We start from the raw sequence: 16597 nt of genomic DNA on the forward strand, positions 1-16597 counted from the left end.
CTAGACACCTGCCCGCAGAGAGCCAAGAACTCCGCAAGAAGGGCACAAGGCGCAAATGGGGCGGCGCGTGGGGGGGCGACGCTAACCCGCGACCACGACGATCAGGGTGCGGGGACCGTGAACACCTTCGACCCGGTCCAGCTCGATGTCGCTGGTCGCCGAGGGCCCGCTGACGAACGTCAGAGCGCGCCGGGGGTCGACCCGCTGGAGACCTTCGGGGACGGTCTGGACCACGTGCATCGCGCGGACCACGCAGACGTGCGTGTCGGGAACCAGCGTGATCGCTCGCCGACCGCAGACGGTTGCCCCGTCGAGGACGATGGTCCCGGTCTCCGCGATCGCGACCACTGATCCGGTCACCACCGCGGGTATGCGATCGAGCGTGCGCGCGTCGATCGAGGCCTCGTCCACGACCACGTCGGCCAGGCGGCCGGTCCACGCCCGGGGGACCCCGGGCGGTGCCACGACCTGGCCGATGCCGCGGACGGTCAGGGCGTCAGCGATGGCCTGACCGATGGCGTCGTCGTCCTCGGCGGCAACCCTGACAACCGTGGCCCGGTAGTCCTCGAGCCGGTCGATGAGCTGCCTGACGAGCTCGGGGGTGCCCGGGCGATGTACGCCCTGCTGGCGATGGGTGCGCGGGACGTCCGGCCTGGACGGTGTGTCGCCCAGGGCGCCGCGGATGCGCGACAGGATCTCCTCGCGGGCCGTCACGAGGAGGGTCCTCTCGTGCGGGCCCACCAGTCGCGGAAGGACTCGGCCGACGGCCTGGGTGCGTCGCGCGAGGCGGTCCACCCGTTGAGCGGCGGGGGGAGGGGCAGGAGGGGCTTTCCTCGTCGTATGCCGTGTCGTGCCAGTGCTGCCGCACGTCCCGCCCGGGCGAAGCGGGCGGGGTCGGCCATGGACCAGGCGACAGCCTTCATCGCTGCCGCCTCGGCGGTGGGTAGCCGGTGCCTGTCGGCGTGGGCCTCAGTGTGCTCGGCCCGCAGCTGCACGAGGATCTCCGGGATGTTGATCTTCACCGGGCACACGTCGTAGCAGGCGCCGCACAGGGTCGAGGCGTACGGCAGTGAGTCGTTGGGGTCGTCGCCGCCGGTCAACCCGGTCAGCAGCGGGGTGAGGATGGCGCCGATGGGTCCGGGATAGGTGGAGCCGTAGGCGTGGCCTCCCGTGCGCTCGTAGACAGGGCACACGTTGAGGCAGGCCGAGCAGCGGATGCAGTGCAGGGCGGTGCGGCCGAGGTCGTCGGCCAGGGCCCTGGTGCGGCCGTTGTCGAGCAGGACGAGGTGGAACTCCTGGGGCCCGTCGCCCGGGGTCACGCCGGTCCAGGTGGACGTGTAGGGGTTCATCCGCTCGCCCGTGGAGGATCGCGGCAGCAGCTGGAGGAAGACCTCGAGGTCGCGCCAGGACGGTACGACCTTCTCGATGCCCATCACCGTGATCAGGGTCTCGGGCAGGGTGAGGCACATCCGTCCGTTTCCCTCGGACTCGACCACGGTCAGGGTGCCGGTCTCGGCGACCCCGAAGTTGGCGCCGGACACCGCAACTCGCGCGCGGAGGAACACCTGGCGCAGGTGCGTGCGTGCGGCGGCAGCCAGGACCGCGGGCTCGTCGGTCAGGCTCGGGTCGACCCCGGGCATCTCCAGGGCGAAGATCTCGCGGATCTCGGCGCGGCCGCGGTGGATGGCGGGCACGAGGATGTGGGACGGCCTGTCATGGCCGAGCTGGACGATGAGCTCCGCCAGGTCCGTCTCGTGCGCGGTGACACCTACGGCCTCGAGGGCTTCGTTGAGCCCGATCTCCTGCGTCGCCATCGACTTGACCTTGACGACCTCGTCGGCTCCCGTGGCCCGGACCAGGTCGGTGACGATCCGGTTGGCCTCCGCGGCGTCACGAGCCCAGTGGACCGTCCCGCCGCGGGCGACGACGTTCGCCTCGAGCTGCTCGAGCAGCTCGGGCAGCCGAGCCATCGTGTCGGCCTTGATCGCCGACCCCGCGTCGCGCAGCGCCTCCCAGTCGGGGACCTCGGTGACGACAGCGGCGCGCTTGGCCCGGATCGTCGAGGTGGCGTGGGCGAGGTTGCGCCGCAGCTGCGTGTCGGCCAGGGAGTCGCGGGCCGCGGCCGGAAACGGCCGGTCGCCGGTGAGATGGCCCACCGCTGTGTCGGCTGCCGGGCCGCGGACCGGCACCCCCGGCATACCGAGAAAGGTGCTCACGTCGTGCTCGCCAGGATCTCGGCGAGGTGCACGGGCCGGACCCCGGTCCTGAGCCGGGAGAGCCCACCCCCGATGTGCATGAGGCATGACGCGTCACCCGCGGTGACGACCTCGGCGCGGGTGGCCAGTACGCTCGACATCTTGTCGGCGAGCATCGCGGTCGACGTGTCGGCGTTCTTGATGGAGAACGTGCCGCCGAAGCCACAGCACGAGTCCGCGGCCGGCAGCTCGACGAGATCGATCCCCCGAACGGCGCGCAGCAGCCGGAGCGGGCGATCGCCAACCCCGAGCAGCCGCAGCGAGTGGCACGTCGGATGGTAGGTGACCCGGTGCGGGTACGCGGCACCGACGTCGGTCACGCCGAGCACGTCCACCAGCAGCTCAGAGAGCTCGAAGGTGCGTGCGGCCACGGCCTCGGCCCGCACGGCCAGCGCTTCGTCGCCCTCACGCCGCGCGAGTGCGGCGTGCTGGTGGCGGACCGAGCCGACGCACGACCCGGAGGGCGCGACGACGGCCTCGCAGCCGTCGGCGAGAACGCGCTCGAAAACCTCGACGTGGTGGCGCACGAGCCCGGCTGCGTCGTGCTGGTATCCGGTGTTGGTGTGCATCTGGCCGCAGCACGTCTGGTCCCGGGGGAAGACGACCTCGTGTCCGAGTCGCTCGAGCACGGCCACCGTCGCCTTGCCGACCTCGGGGAAGAGGACGTCGCCGAGGCAGGTGATGAAGAGCGCGACCTTCATGCCCGCCTCCGATGGGTGACTGGCGCGGCCGTCGACGCGCGGGCGACGAGCTCGGGTGGGAACACCACGTGCTGGTGCTCGTGCGCGGAGCTGCGGTCCGCCTCGTCGGCGAGGAGCCGGGCGGCGGTCTGGCCGAGCAGGTGCCGCGGTTGTGAGACCGACGTCAGCGGGACCGCTGCCGCGGAGGCGAACTCGATGTCGTCGTAACCGACTATGGCGACGTCGTCGGGGACCCTCACCTCGTGCTGGGTGAGGTGCTGGAGCAGCCCCAGGGCCAGGAGGTCGTTGGCGCAGAAGACGCCCGTCGGCCTGGCGCGGCGCGAGAGGCCAAGTGGTCGCTCGCCGGCCCGGCGACCCTTGGCGAGCTCGCCACCGGCGAGGTCGTCGACGCCGACGGTGCACCAGCCGTCGCTGTCGTCAGGTGCCCCGTCCACGAGGACCACAGGCACCCCGGCGTCGCGCAGCCGCTGCAGGCGGGGGTTGGCGTAGTCCATCGCCGTGATGAGGACGTCGCGGGCCCACAGCTGCGTGAGCTGCGCGAGGTACTGGTCCTCGCGGTCGGCGTCCTGGTCGCTGTTGCAGATGAAGAGGGCCAGGCCCTCGGGCCTTGCGACCTCCTCGATGCCGCGCGCGACGTCGGTGAAGAACGGGTCCGTCGCGTCGAGCACGACGTACGCGATCGTGCGGGAGCGCCCGGCCGCCAGCTGTCTTGCCGACGCGTTGGGCACGAAGCGGAGCTCGGCGATCGCCGCCTCGACCCCGGCTCGAGTCGCAGCGCGAACCGCGGCCGGCCGGTTGAGGACGTTGGACACGGTCCCGAGGGACACCCCGGCGCGTGCTGCGACGTCCTTGATGCTCACCGTGGCCATGGGTCCTCCCCTCGTCGCAGAAACGTATCGCGTCCGGGCCCGGTCAGCGCCGTTGGCGGTCATGACGGGGGGCAAGGCGTCCCTCGAGACGAGGCATTGCCTCATCGTGACGCACTGGACCGTCGACGACGAGACGATGACCCTGCACCTGGACGTCCCGGCTGGGGTCACCGCGGTCGTGCGGCTGCCCGGCGGGCAGGACGAGGAGGTCGGCGCGGGCCGGCACGACTTTCAGCAGGCGAAGGGAATGGCTGTGACCCGGCAAGCCGGCGTTCGCCTTCTGGTCGGTCCGACTGGGACGTTGGGTGGTGGAGACGGGCGACGGATCCGCGAACTGGTCGAGGCGCGAGGACGACCCGCTCAGGTGCGCACCCTCACCGTCGCCGATGCGTCGACTCCCGCGCCGCCACGATCTCGCAGACTCGGCGAGCGTTCCGGTCGACATGCTCGCGCACCTGCCTGACCGCGCTCTGCGGGCTGCCCGACTCGATCGCCTCGAGGATGGCCGCGTGCTCGGCGACGATGGACTCCGGCTTGTGGTGCTCGCGGTCCTCCAGGGACAGGACCGACAGGTAGAAGCGCAGCTCGGTGGTGAGGTCGGCGTAGAAGCTGTCGATGCGGCTGCTCGCGAGGAGGGCCACGATCGCGGCGTGGAAGTCCAGGTCCGCCGTGACGATGTCGCGGACGGCCTGCGTGCCGGCGGCGGTGCGCAACCGCTCGAAGGCGGCGCGGAGCGGGCCGAGCTCGGACGCATCTCGGCGCTGCCGGACGGCGGCAACCTCCAGCTCGCCGCGCGCGTCGTAGAGGGCTCGCACCGCGTCGGGCGTCGGCGCGATGACGACGGCGCCCTTGTTCACTCGGTGGTGGACGAGTCCGCCGAGCTCGAGGATGCGAACCGCCTCGCGCACCGTGTTCCGCGACACACCGAGGTCTGTCGCGATGGCGCTCTCGCGCAGTCGGGTTCCGGGACCGAAGTGGCCCGACAGGATGAGCTCGGAAAGGCCGTCGGCCACCTGTTGCGCGGCTGTGGTCCGGCGAACGGCGAAGTCAAGGGCCATGCACCGATCGTACGCGCAATGACAGGCTTTTGTGGTGCAGTAGCACTGTTCTACAGTTGCTCAGAAGCCTTGCGCCGTGCAGTTCAACTGTTCTACAGTTTGCGAATGACCTACTCAGCGGCGTGCCACGCGCGAGGCCCACTGCCGACGACGGTTGCTGGCACCGTCGTCCGCGGCGGCCGGGGCTGACATGGTGGGAACCCGCACAGCGCCCGCGGACGCCGGCACCGTCGCACGCCTCAGGGAGGCCTGCCCCGACCTCGACCTGGACGCCTCGACAGGCGCCCGCGCCATGTACGCGTACGACGCCTCGAACTATCGCGTTCCCCCGGTTGCGGTCGCGTTTCCGCGAACCGTCAAGCAGGTCCAGGAGCTGGTCCGGGCCTGCGCCGGCCTCGGTGTGCCGGTCACCACCCGTGGAGCTGGCACGAGCATGGCAGGCAACGCCATCGGGCCCGGCGTCGTCGTCGACCTCTCACGCCACCTCGACGAGATCCTCGACATCGACCCGGCCGCTCGGCGTGCAACCGTGCAGGCGGGAGTCGTCCTCGACCGGCTCAACGCCGCGACCGGAGCCCACGGACTGATGTTCGCACCCGACCCGTCGTCGCGCTCGCGCGCCACCATCGGCGGCATGGTCGGCAACGACGCCTGCGGGAACCACTCCGTCCGATGGGGCCGCACGTCGGCACACGTCGAGTCGCTCGACATCGTCCTGCCGGACGGCTGCCTGCTTCGCGCCGGCGCCGGAACGGTCACGGCCGTGGACCAGCCCGACGCACCCGCGGACGCCCACGCCATCGAGCACGCGGCCCAGCTCACGACCCAGCTGACCGGCCTGGTGCAGGCCAACCTGGCCGAGATCCGCACCGAGCTCGGCCGCATCCAACGGCAGGTCTCCGGCTACCACCTCGACGAGCTGCTCCCCGAGCGGGGCTTCCACGTGGCCCGGGCGCTGGCCGGTAGCGAAGGGACGTGTGCGCTGACGGTCGCCGCGACGCTCACCCTCGTCGAGCGCCCCACCCGAACCACTCTGCTCGTGCTCGGCTACGACGACATCGTCGACGCCGCCGCCGACGTCCCGGCGATCCTGCCCTTTGCACCGACCGCGGTCGAAGGCATCGACGAGGCGATCGTGGCCACCATGATCGCCCGGCGGGGCCCGGAATCCGTCGCGTCCCTGCCGGCCGGCAGGGCCTGGTTGTACGTCGAGCTCGATGCCGCGACCGACGAGGAGCTGGTTGCGACGGCGGAGCGGCTCCTGAGCACTCTCCGCGAGAACGGCCGGCTCACCGACGGGCTCGTCGTCACCGACCTGCCCGACCGGGCGGCCCTGTGGCGGGTCCGAGAGGACGGCGCCGGCCTCTCGACTCGCCCTGACGCCACGACGCAGACGTGGGCCGGCTGGGAGGACGCAGCGGTCGACCCGGCCGATCTGGCCGGCTACCTCCGCGACTTCCGGGCCCTGCTGGCCGAGCACGACCTGTCCGGCGTCCTCTACGGACACTTCGGCGCCGGGTGCGTGCACGTGCGTATCAACTTCGACCTCGCCACGGACGACGGCACGTCCGCCATGGCGACGTTCGTGCGCGCCGCCGCCCGGCTCGTCGCCCACCACGGCGGCTCCATCTCCGGAGAGCACGGCGACGGTCGCGCCCGCAGCGAGCTGCTCGCGGCCATGTACTCGCCGCAGATGCTCGCCCTGTTCGCCCGCTTCAGGCACGTGTTCGACCCCGAAGGGGTCCTCAACCCTGGCGTGATCGTCGAGGCGGCACCGCTGGCGCGCGACCTGCTGCCACTGAGCGTCCGGAACACCTCGGCCGCCCTGAGCCCGACGGGCTTCGCGTACCCCCACGACAGGGACTTCACGGCGGCCGCGCAACGCTGCGTGGGTGTCGGCCGATGCCGCAGCGACCACGGCGGCTTCATGTGCCCTTCGTACCGGGCCACGCGGCAGGAGCAGGACTCCACCCGCGGGCGCGCCCGGGTGCTGCAGGAGCTGACGACCGGTTCGCTGCTGGGCGACGGGTGGCGATCCGACCAGGTGCACCAGGCGCTCGACCTGTGCCTGTCGTGCAAGGCCTGCTCGTCGGACTGCCCCGTCGGCGTCGACATGGCGACGTACAAGTCCGAGGTCCTCCACCAGCGCTACCGCCGCCGCCTGCGACCGAGGTCGCACTACTCGCTCGGATGGCTGCCGCGCTGGATCTCGATGGCCGGTCGAGCGCCCGCACTGGTCAACGCAGCCCTGGCCATCAGGCCGCTGCGGCACCTGGCCAGCCGGATGGGGGGAGTGACCACCCAGCGCACGCTGCCCCGGTTCGCGCCGCGCCGCGAGGCTGCGCTGCGCGCCCAGGACGAGAATCCCGACCTGCTGCTGTTCACCGACACCTTCACTCGCGGGTTCCGTCCCGACCTGGTCCGTGCGGCCGAGCACGTGCTGAGGTCGACGGGCCTGTCCGTCGCCGGCGCACCCCAGGTGTGCTGCGCCCTGACGTGGATCACCACCGGGCAGCTGGACGCGGCACGTCGGATCCTCACCCGAGCAGCCGGCGCGTTGGACGCGACCGGGAACGTCCCGATCGTCGTGCTCGAGCCGAGCTGCGCAGCCGTTCTCAAGAAGGACCTGCCCGAGCTCGTGGACTCCGACGCCGCACGCCGGGTGGCGGCGCGCGTCACGACGTTCGGCTCGGTCATCGAGAGCCGACTCGACGCCGGGTGGACCCCGCCACAGCTCCCACCCCAGGCGTTGACCCAGACGCACTGCCACCAGCACGCCGTCTTCGGTGCGGCGAGCAACACCCGAGTCCTGCGCCGGCTTGGCATGGGTGTCACCGAGTCCGAGGGCTGCTGCGGCCTTGCCGGCAACTTCGGCTTCGAGGCGGAGCACTACGAGACCTCCATGGCCGTCGCACAGCACGACCTGGCCGGAAAGCTCGCCGGCCGGCCCGCCGACGCCGTCACCATCGCCGACGGCTTCAGCTGCCAGTGCCAGATCAACCACCTCACCAGCGATGCACCCGACAGCGCAGGCCCCCTTGGCCCAGGTACCCCAGCCAGGCACCTGGCCGAAGTGCTCAACGACGCCCTCACCCCGACCCCGAAGATCCGCCCGAAGGAGTGCACACCATGACCGCAACGCTCAACCTCACGCCGGTGGCCCAGTTGCTGGAAACCGTGCCCACGCAGCTGTTCATCGGCGGCGCGTGGCGCTCCGCGACCTCCGGCGCCACGATGGACGTCCTCAACCCGGCCACCGAGGAGGTCCTGGCCACGGTCGCGGACGCCGATGTCGAGGACGGGGCGGCCGCAGCGGCCGCGGCCCGCGACGCGCAGGCCGCGTGGGCTGCCACGCCGGCCCGGGCCCGCTCCGAGATCCTCTACCGGGCGTACGCGTCGCTCATGGACCGCCAGGAGGACCTGGCCCTGCTCATGACCCTGGAGATGGGCAAGTCGCTCGCGGAGGCGCGCGGCGAGGTGGCCTACGCGGCCGAGTTCTTCCGCTGGTTCGCCGAGGAGGCCGTCCGGGTCGACGGCGGCTTCTCGCACCGACCCGACGGCACGGCGCGCACCTTGGTGCTGCGTCAGCCCGTCGGGCCCTGCCTGCTCATCACGCCGTGGAACTTCCCGCTGGCGATGGGAGCGCGCAAGATGGGCCCTGCCATCGCCGCCGGCTGCACGATGGTGCTCAAGCCCGCCCCGCAGACCCCGCTGTCGAGCCTTGCGCTCGCACGCATCCTGCAGGAGGCAGGGCTCCCCGATGGCGTCCTCAACGTCGTCACGACCTCTCGCGCGGCCGAGGTGATCGAGCCGGTCCTGACCGGGGGCATCATCCGCAAGCTGTCGTTCACCGGCTCGACGGCAGTCGGCAAGATCCTGCTCGAGCAGGCCGCCAAGCAGGTCGTGCGGACCTCCCTCGAGCTGGGCGGCAACGCCCCCTTCATCGTGCTGCCCGACGCTGACCTCGATGTCGCCGTGGACGCTGCGGTGCAGGCGAAGATGCGCAACATGGGGGAGGCCTGCACGGCGGCCAACCGCTTCTTCGTCCACGCCAGCGTCAGCGACGAGTTCGCGCGTCGCCTGGGCCAGAGGCTGAGCGCCCTGCGGGTCGGCGACGGCACGGTCGACGGCGTCGAGGTGGGGCCCCTCATCGATGCGGCCAGCCGGGACAAGGTGCTGCGTCTGGTCGAGGACGCCGTCGCGAAAGGCGCCTCGGTCGTCTCCGGCGGCAACAGCGTCCCGGGGCGGGGCTACTTCGTCGAGCCGACCGTCCTGACCGGCATCGACGCTGCGTCGGACCTGCTCACGACGGAGATCTTCGGTCCCGTCGCAGCCATCCAGACCTTCACCGATCTCGACGAGGTCATCGCGGCGGCCAACGACACCGACTGGGGGCTGGTCGGATACCTCATCACCCAGGACCTCGACCTGGCCTTCAACGTCAGTGAGCGACTCGAGGTCGGCATGGTCGGGGTCAACACCGGTCTCGTGTCGACGCCCTCGGCCCCGTTCGGAGGGATCAAGCACTCCGGGCTGGGTCGCGAAGGCGGGCGCCTGGGCATCGAAGAGTTCCTGGACGTCAAGTACATCGCCATCCCCACCCGAGAGCGAGGCCTCGCATGACCGCCCTGTCACCCCTGCTGACGACCGCCACACCCGTCCTCGTCGACCACGCGCTGGGCAGCTACGTCTACGACGCAGACGGCCACAGCTGGCTCGACTTCACCACCGGCATCGGCGTCACGAGCACCGGACACTGCCACCCCGACGTCGTCCGTGCGGCCCAGGAGCAGGTCGGCAAGCTCATCCACGGCCAGTACACGACCGTGCGACACAACCCCATCCTCGACCTGACCGAGCGCCTCGGCGACTTCCTGCCAGCAGGCCTGGACAGCGTGTTCTACGCCAACAGCGGCAGCGAGGCCGTGGAGGCTGCCATCCGGCTCGCGCGGATGGCGACCGGCCGGCCCAACATCATCACCTTCCAGGGCGGGTTCCACGGCCGCACCGTGGCCGCCGCGTCGCTGACGACGGCGGGCACCAAGTTCCGCAGCGGGTTCGCGCCCCTGATGCCCGGCGTCTTCACCGCGCCGTTCCCGTATGCCTTCCGGTACGGGTGGGACGAGCAGACGACGGTCGAGTTCGCGCTGCGTGAGCTCGACTACCTGTTGGCAACCACGTCCGCGGTCGCGGACACCGCCGCGTTCATCATCGAGCCGGTCCTCGGCGACGGCGGCTACCTCCCCGCGCCGGTCAGCTTCCTGCAGGGCCTGCGCGAACGGGCCGACCGGCACGGGATCACGCTCATCCTCGACGAGGTGCAGACCGGCGTCGGGCGTACCGGCACCTTCTGGGGACACGACCCGGCTGGCATCACTCCCGACGTGCTCATCACCGCCAAGGGGCTCGCGAGCGGGTTCCCGCTGTCGGCGATCGCCGCGCCCGAGGCCTTGATGAGCAAGGCGTGGCCCGGCTCCCAGGGCGGCACGTACGGCGGCAATGCCGTGTCCTGCGCGGCGGCCCTCGCCACGCTCGACGTCGTCGAGCGGGACCGGCTCGTCGAGAACTCAGCCACTCAGGGTGCCCGGCTGATCGAAGCGCTGCGTGAGATCGCGCAGGACACGAAGACGGTGGCCGACGTGCGCGGTCGCGGCCTGATGGTCGGATGCGAGTTCGTCGATCCCGACGGCACGCCGCGACCGGACCTGGCCACCGGCGCGCAGCAGGCCGCGATCGACGAGGGGCTGCTGCTCCTGACGTGCGGCACCCGCGGCAACGTCGTGCGCTTCATCCCGCCGCTGATCGTCACCCCCGAGCAGATCGACGAGGGGGTCGAGGCCTGGCGCAGGGCTCTCAAGCTCGTCGACGCGTGACCGGACTGCCCGGGGCGAAGGCCACTCGCCCCGGGCAGTCCTCCTGCACAGCAGCTTCACGGTTGCAACCTCAGTGCCCGGCTCGCGCGTTCTGCATCTCAACTGTACGGCTGTAGTACATTCCGATCGTGTCGGGAATCGGAGACATCGAGGTGGTCGGGCGCAGCACGGCCGAACAGGTGGCCGACGGGCTCGGCAACCTGATCCTGGACGGGTCGATGCGCCCGGGCGAACGCATCAGCGAGGCGGGCATCGCCCGCACCCTCAGCCTCTCGCGCAACACCGTGCGGGAGGCTCTGCGTCTGCTCCAGGGCTCCGGACTGGTCCGGTACAGCTTCAACCGTGGTCTGGTGGTGTGGGATCCCACCGACGAGGACATCGTCGAGGTCTTCAGGGCGCGCCTCTACCTGGAGAGACTGGCGGCGACGAGCCTGCGGAAGAACACCGACCTGTCCGGGGTCGAGGCGGCCCACGCGACGTTCGAGCAGGCGCTGGAGTCCGCAGATGCGCGCACCATCGTGGAGACCGATCTGGCCATCCACCAGGCGATCGTGGCCACGCTGGGCAGCTCCCGACTCGACACGTTCTATGCCGGCCTGATGGTCGAGCTGCGCTACTTCCTGGTCCTGCTGAGTCTGGACCGGCGTGAGTACGAGGACACCGGGCCCGTGAGGTCCGAGCACCGGGATCTCGTCGAGGCCTTCGCCTCGCGCAGCCCGAAGAGGGCTGTCGCGGCGGTGACGGCGCTGTTGGAGGAGAACCGGGAGCTGGTTCGTGACGTCATCGCCCGCCGCGTCGCGGACTCCGCCGGAACCGGCGGCGGGTAGGGCCGTACGGCATACGCCTTCGCGACCCCAGCGGTCACTCCACCGCGTCGAGGTGCGCGGGTACGCCCGACGCACCCGCGCACCCGCGCAACCTGACCTCGTCAGGAGACCAGGTTGAAGATCGTGTTCTTCGGTTCGGTCATGGCTTCGACGGCGAACTGCACGCCCTCTCGGCCGATGCCGGAGCTCTTGAACCCGCCGAACGGCATGGAGTCCACTCGCAGGTCGCTCGTGCCGTTGACGATGACGGCCCCGGCGACCAGCTCGGCCGAGACAGCGAACGCCGTCTCCACCGACTGCGTGAAGACACCGGCCTGCAGGGCGTAGTCGCTGCTGTTGGCCGCCGAGACCGCGTCGGCCAGGTCCTCGAACGGGATGATCGTCACCACCGGGCCGAAGACCTCGTCGGTGAGGACGAGGGAGCCGTCGGTGACATCCGTGAGGATCGTGGGTTCGTAGAAGGCGCCGCGCCGTACGCCGCCGCTGCGGACCGTCGCTCCGTCCGCGACGGCCTTCCCGACCCACTCCTCGACGCGCTGTGCCTCGACCTCACTGACGAGGGGACCGATGTCGGTGTCGCGGTCACGTTTGCTCCCGACCTTCAGCCGGCTGGTGCGCTCGACAGCCGCGCGGAGGAACTCGTCGTAGGCCGAGGCGTGGACGTAGACGCGCTGGACCGACAGGCAGTTCTGCCCGGCCACTCCGAACGCGCCGTCCACGACCGCGTCAACGGCGTCGGAGAGCACCGCATCCGCGCAGATGATCGTCGGGTTGTTCCCGCCCAGCTCCATCAGCAGCTTCCGCGGACCGGCGGAGGCGGCGATCTTCGCGGCAGTCCTCGGCCCGCCGGTGAACGACACGAGAGCGATGCGCTCGTCGGTCACCAGGGCGTGCCCGGCCTGGGCGCGCCCGCAGACCACCGCGACCCGTCTCGACGGCACGCCGGCGGTGACCAGCAGCTCGACGAGGGCCAACGCGGTGAGAGGGGTGTGGTCCGACGGCTTCAGGACCACACCGTTGCCCGCGATCAGGGCGGGACCGAGCTTGTGCGCCACGAGGTTGAGCGGGTCGTTGAAGGACGTGAGCGCGGCAACCACGCCGACGGGCTCGCGGGTGAACCAACCGACCCGGTTGCGTCCGTTCCTGCTTGCCGCGAACGGGATCGTCTCTCCCTTGAGGAACACGCCTGCCTCGGCGGAGAGACGCAGCGTCTCCACGCAACGGCCGACCTCGCGTTCCGCTTCGGCGATCGTCTTGACGCCCTCGGACGCGATGAGGTGCGCGAACCGGGTCGTCTCCTCGTGCAGCAGCCGTGCTGCCTGGTGGAGGGCCTCGCTGCGGGCCCACAACGGCCAGTCGTCGTTGGAGACCGACTCCAGGACGCCCGACACCGCGGCGGCGACGTCGGCGGCGGTCGAGTCCGCGACGTGGCCGATGACGCGGCCGTCGTCCGGGTCGGTGACCGGCAAGGTGAGGTCGTGGCACTGCCAGCTGCCGTTGACGAGCGCTCCCCCCGGCACCGACAGGTCGGGTAGAGGGTCAATGACGAGCGGTTGGCCGTCCGCCAGCTCCGGGGCGAGCACCCACTGGTCTGATGCATGCATGACTGGACTCCTCGTCAGCTGAATCGGTCGACGACCTTGGCGTATCCGCCGATGATCGGAAGGAACCACGGCGGCCCGACGTGCCCGGGAACGGCTCGGTACGGCAGCTGTTCCCAGAGGTTCCGGGACGGTTTGCCCACCATGGACAGCGCCATCTGCTTGCCCATGTAGGTGGCCATCTGGACACCGTGGCCGCTGTAGCCGAGCGAGTAGTGGATGCCGTTGCGCTGGCCGGCATGCACCATCTGGTCCATGGTGAGGTCCACCAGGCCGCCCCACGTGTAGTCGATCCGAGCGGAGGACAGGTAGGGGAAGACCGTGCTCATCGCCTGCTTGAGGATCGCAGCGCTCTTGAGGTCCGAGTCGGGGCTCGACAGGGCGAACCGGGCCCGACCTCCGAAGAGCAGCCGGTTGTCCGGCGTGATGCGGAAGTAGTACGTGAGCATCTTGTTGTCGGAGGCCTGCCGATGGCGGGGCAGGATCCGTTGCGCCGTCTCGAGCGGAAGGGGCTCGGTCACGATGATGAAGCTTCCGACCGGGATGGTCCGGCGCCTGAGCCAGGGCGTCAGCGACCCGGTGTAGCCACTCGTGGCGATCAGGACCTGGTCGGCGCGGACCACGCCCCGGGTCGTGTGCACGGCGTGGCCGCCGCCTGGACGGGCGGCGAGCTGCGTCACCTGGGCGTTCTCGCACAGCGCGACGCCGGCACGCGCGGCGGCCCCGGCCAGGCCGTGCGCGAACTTGCCGACGTGCACCCCTGCCCCTTGGGGATCCACCATGCCGCCGGCGTAGAAGTCGCTGCCGATCTCGCTGTGGATGTCCTGCTTGTCGACGACAGTCACCGAGTAGTCGGCAAGCTCCGCGAGGGTCTGCTGGGTCCTGCGCATCTGGCCGACCTGCTTGGCGTTCATGGCCAGCGTCAGCTTGCCGGAGCGCTGGAAGTCGCAGTCGATGTCGTGCTCCTTCACGAGCTCCTCGATGGTGTCGATGGCGCGGTTGTACTCCGCGAACATCTCGAGGGCCTGCTGCGGACCGTAGCGTTTGATCGCCTTGCCGAGCCCGACAGCGAGGCCGGTCGTGGCCATCCCGCCGTTGCGGCCGGAGGCGCCCCAGCCCACCGTGTGCTGGTCGAGCACGACGACGCTGGCGCCGTGCTGGGCCGCCTCGAGGGCTGCGGACAGGCCGGTGAAGCCGGCGCCCACGATGGCGATGTCGACGCGCTCGGGCACCGGGGTCCGACGATAGTCCCCGGAGGGCGTCGCGGTGTCGAGCCAGTACGGGGTGAGCTTCACCTGTGCCTCCTTGTCGTCGTCAGTCGGTCAGAGCCCGAGGAGCTCGTTGAGCTCGTCGAGTGACGTGACGGTCGTGTAGTTGTACGCCGGGCTCTCGGGGTCGTAGCCCCGGTCGAGGAAGACCTTGTTCGTGAAGCCCAGGTCGTCCGCCGGCATGAGGTCGTAGCGCGTGTGCGAGGAGACGTGCAGGACCTCCTGCGGGTTCGCGCCGAGCTGGTCGAGCATGTACTCGAACGCCTCGTAACGCGGCTTGTAGAACCCCGCCTGCTCCGCGGTGTACACGGCGTGGAAGTCCGCTCCGAGCTTGGGCACCAAGGCGTCGAGGTAGCTGGTGTCGGCGTTGGAGAGGATCACGAGCGGGAAGTTGTCGCCGAGCTTCTTCAGCGGCGCGGGCACGTCGTCGTGGGGGCCCCAGCTGAGGACGGCGGCGGCCAGCTGCTTGCCGGCGTCCTCGTTGACCTCGAGGTTCCACTTCTTGCACGTGCGTGCGTAGGCGTCGTGCAGGACCTGCTCGTACGCGTAGAACTCACCGCAGACCTGGTCGTAGCGGTACTTGCTGAACTGGCGGAGGAAGACCTGCACCTGCGGTTCGGTCAGGCGGTCTCCGAGCAGGCGCCGGGTCGTGCTGGTGATCTCGAAGTAGATCAGCGTGCCGAGGCAGTCGAACGAGACGTACTTCGGGCGGTCGAGCGTGGTTGCCATGGTTGGTCCTATCGGTGAGTACTGGTCAAGGTGGCTGTGTCCGAGGACTCGCTGGGAAAATCGTAGCGCGCGGTTTGCAGATTGTCGACCGTCGGCAACCCGTTGTTGACAAGTTACCAACGAGTGATGAAGATGAAGGCGGCCGACGCCTGCCCACGAGGGCGCCGGCCCTGACCGAGGGGAGTCGATCGTGACGGTGTCGGGACTGAGCAGCCTCAAGGTGCTGGAGCGGAAGTCGACCTCCGACCGCATCAGCGACGAGCTTCGCCAGATGATCATCGAAGGCACGCTGATGCCGGGCGAACAGCTCGGTGAAGCCCGGATCGCCGAGCAGCTCGGGGTGTCCCGCGCTCCCGTGCGGGAGGCGCTTCAGCAGCTCGTCCAGCAGAAGCTGCTGGTGGCGGCCCGCAACAAGGGCGTCACGGTGGTGACCTTCTCCGCCTCCGACATCTGGGAGATCTACGACGCCCGGTGCGCCATCGAGAGCCACGCGGCCGCTCGCATCGTCGAGGGCGGGCCGGGCGCACGAGCGCGGGCAGCAGATGCCATGCGGATGGTGCTGGACAAGCTGCGTGCGGCCGTGAAGCGCGGCGATCCCCGCCAGATCTCCGCGGCTGACCTCGACTTCCACATGACCTTGGTGGCGGCAGCGGGCAACTCGCGTCTCGTCGACGCCTACTCGATCCTGTCCGCGCAGACCCTGACGTGCATCAACAGGCTCGAGCTCGCACTGCCCTCGGGTGAAGAGGTGATCGATGACCACGAGCTGCTGGTCAACGCCGTCGCCAGCGGCGATCGAGACGCAACCGTGAAGGCCATCAACGACCACCTCAGTGTGGCGGCAAGCCATCTCAACGCCCCGTCGGCCAGGGGTGCCGGGAACGCAGCTCCCCGGGCCTGACCTCGTCTCGGCTGCGCCTGTAGCCGGCGTGATCGCCACTGCCACCAACGCACGCCCGCCACCCCTGAAAGTGACCAGCAGCCACTGGTCCAGGGGGTGTGCGGGCGTCATGCTGTTCTTGGGCGGCAGTCGCCACCGCGCTCGGCGGCATGGAAAGGTTCCCAAAGAAAATTCTGGTAGCAGATTGTCGACAATCGGCTGAAGACATGCTTCCATGTACCAACGCAGTCCAACAGCTTGAAGGGAACGATCATGAGAGTCGCAACGAAACTCGCCGCAGTCGCCTCGGGGGCTGCGCTGGTCATGACGATCAGCGCGTGTGGAGGGGTCGGAGGTGCAGACGCCAGCGGCGGCGCCACCGCCGGGGCCGGGGCGGACGCGGCGCCCACCGGCTCGCTGCCTGAGGTGCAGCCGGACCCGGCTGCGGTGAAGCTGCTGCCGGCGGACATCAAGGCGCGGGGCACCCTGACGATGGCTGCGGATCTGCACTACCCGCCGACCTCGTTCCTGGACAC

14 protein-coding genes and 1 pseudogene are annotated in these 16597 nt (G+C 70.3%); 7 read left to right on the forward strand and 8 right to left on the reverse strand.

What is annotated here, in order from left to right:
- Positions 1–81: 81 nt before the first annotated feature.
- The 4 genes from H9I49_RS22515 to H9I49_RS22530 are packed head-to-tail and all read right to left on the reverse strand — an operon-like array spanning position 82 to position 3825.
- The gene (locus H9I49_RS22515; RefSeq protein WP_188032639.1) at positions 82–714 is read right to left on the reverse strand and encodes an LUD domain-containing protein; all 633 of its coding nucleotides are present in this window, start codon (positions 712–714) and stop codon (positions 82–84) included.
- Positions 711–2216 (reverse strand): lactate utilization protein B, encoded by a 1506-nt coding sequence (locus H9I49_RS22520; protein WP_370587704.1) that lies wholly within the window; start codon positions 2214–2216, stop codon positions 711–713. Before H9I49_RS22520 ends, H9I49_RS22515 begins: the two co-directional genes overlap by 4 nt.
- Positions 2213–2956, reverse strand: coding sequence for a (Fe-S)-binding protein (locus tag H9I49_RS22525; RefSeq protein ID WP_188032640.1), 744 nt, complete (start codon positions 2954–2956; stop codon positions 2213–2215). Before H9I49_RS22525 ends, H9I49_RS22520 begins: the two co-directional genes overlap by 4 nt.
- Positions 2953–3825 (reverse strand): LacI family DNA-binding transcriptional regulator, encoded by an 873-nt coding sequence (locus tag H9I49_RS22530; protein WP_188032641.1) that lies wholly within the window; start codon positions 3823–3825, stop codon positions 2953–2955. Before H9I49_RS22530 ends, H9I49_RS22525 begins: the two co-directional genes overlap by 4 nt.
- Before the next feature lie 61 nt (positions 3826–3886).
- Between H9I49_RS22530 and H9I49_RS24645 the strand changes: the two genes are divergently transcribed.
- Positions 3887–4288 (forward strand): alpha-L-rhamnosidase C-terminal domain-containing protein, encoded by a 402-nt coding sequence (locus H9I49_RS24645; RefSeq protein ID WP_223129117.1) that lies wholly within the window; start codon positions 3887–3889, stop codon positions 4286–4288.
- Here the strand turns inward: H9I49_RS24645 and H9I49_RS22540 are convergent.
- Positions 4200–4883, reverse strand: a complete 684-nt coding sequence (locus tag H9I49_RS22540) for a GntR family transcriptional regulator (RefSeq protein ID WP_188032643.1) — start codon at positions 4881–4883, stop codon at positions 4200–4202. The genes H9I49_RS24645 and H9I49_RS22540 overlap by 89 nt on opposite strands.
- A 190-nt stretch (positions 4884–5073) precedes the next feature.
- On the opposite strand from H9I49_RS22540, the gene H9I49_RS22545 reads away from it, so the two are divergent.
- The 4 genes from H9I49_RS22545 to H9I49_RS22560 all read left to right on the forward strand — a co-directional run bounded on the left by H9I49_RS22545 (position 5074) and on the right by H9I49_RS22560 (position 11583).
- Positions 5074–8016 carry an FAD-binding and (Fe-S)-binding domain-containing protein gene (locus H9I49_RS22545; protein ID WP_188032644.1) on the forward strand — a complete coding sequence of 981 codons (2943 nt, stop codon included), beginning with the start codon at positions 5074–5076 and terminating at the stop codon, positions 8014–8016.
- Complete coding sequence (locus H9I49_RS22550; RefSeq protein WP_188032645.1) at positions 8013–9506, forward strand: NAD-dependent succinate-semialdehyde dehydrogenase; 1494 nt, start codon at positions 8013–8015, stop codon at positions 9504–9506. Before H9I49_RS22545 ends, H9I49_RS22550 begins: the two co-directional genes overlap by 4 nt.
- Positions 9503–10756: an aspartate aminotransferase family protein gene (locus tag H9I49_RS22555; RefSeq protein WP_188032646.1), complete on the forward strand. Its 1254-nt coding sequence runs from the start codon at positions 9503–9505 to the stop codon at positions 10754–10756. Before H9I49_RS22550 ends, H9I49_RS22555 begins: the two co-directional genes overlap by 4 nt.
- 128 nt (positions 10757–10884) lie before the next feature.
- Positions 10885–11583, forward strand: a complete 699-nt coding sequence (locus H9I49_RS22560; protein ID WP_188032647.1) for a GntR family transcriptional regulator — start codon at positions 10885–10887, stop codon at positions 11581–11583.
- 101 nt (positions 11584–11684) lie between these two features.
- Here the strand turns inward: H9I49_RS22560 and H9I49_RS22565 are convergent, their stop codons facing one another.
- The 3 genes from H9I49_RS22565 to H9I49_RS22575 are packed head-to-tail and all read right to left on the reverse strand — an operon-like array spanning position 11685 to position 15181.
- On the reverse strand, positions 11685–13187 hold the full coding sequence (locus tag H9I49_RS22565; protein ID WP_188032648.1) for an aldehyde dehydrogenase family protein: 1503 nt from the start codon (positions 13185–13187) through the stop codon (positions 11685–11687).
- 14 nt (positions 13188–13201) lie between these two features.
- On the reverse strand, positions 13202–14479 hold the full coding sequence (locus H9I49_RS22570; RefSeq protein ID WP_188032649.1) for an FAD-binding oxidoreductase: 1278 nt from the start codon (positions 14477–14479) through the stop codon (positions 13202–13204).
- A 27-nt stretch (positions 14480–14506) separates the two neighbouring features.
- Positions 14507–15181 carry a haloacid dehalogenase type II gene (locus H9I49_RS22575; RefSeq protein WP_188032650.1) on the reverse strand — a complete coding sequence of 225 codons (675 nt, stop codon included), beginning with the start codon at positions 15179–15181 and terminating at the stop codon, positions 14507–14509.
- 190 nt (positions 15182–15371) lie between these two features.
- On the opposite strand from H9I49_RS22575, the gene H9I49_RS22580 reads away from it, so the two are divergent.
- The gene (locus H9I49_RS22580; RefSeq protein ID WP_188032651.1) at positions 15372–16082 is read left to right on the forward strand and encodes a GntR family transcriptional regulator; all 711 of its coding nucleotides are present in this window, start codon (positions 15372–15374) and stop codon (positions 16080–16082) included.
- Between the two features lie 252 nt (positions 16083–16334).
- Positions 16335–16597 (forward strand): annotated as a pseudogene (locus tag H9I49_RS22585) (ABC transporter substrate-binding protein); the annotation flags it as partial.

The sequence above is a fragment of the Terrabacter sp. MAHUQ-38 genome (assembly GCF_014518425.1).
GTDB lineage: Bacteria > Actinomycetota > Actinomycetes > Actinomycetales > Dermatophilaceae > Terrabacter.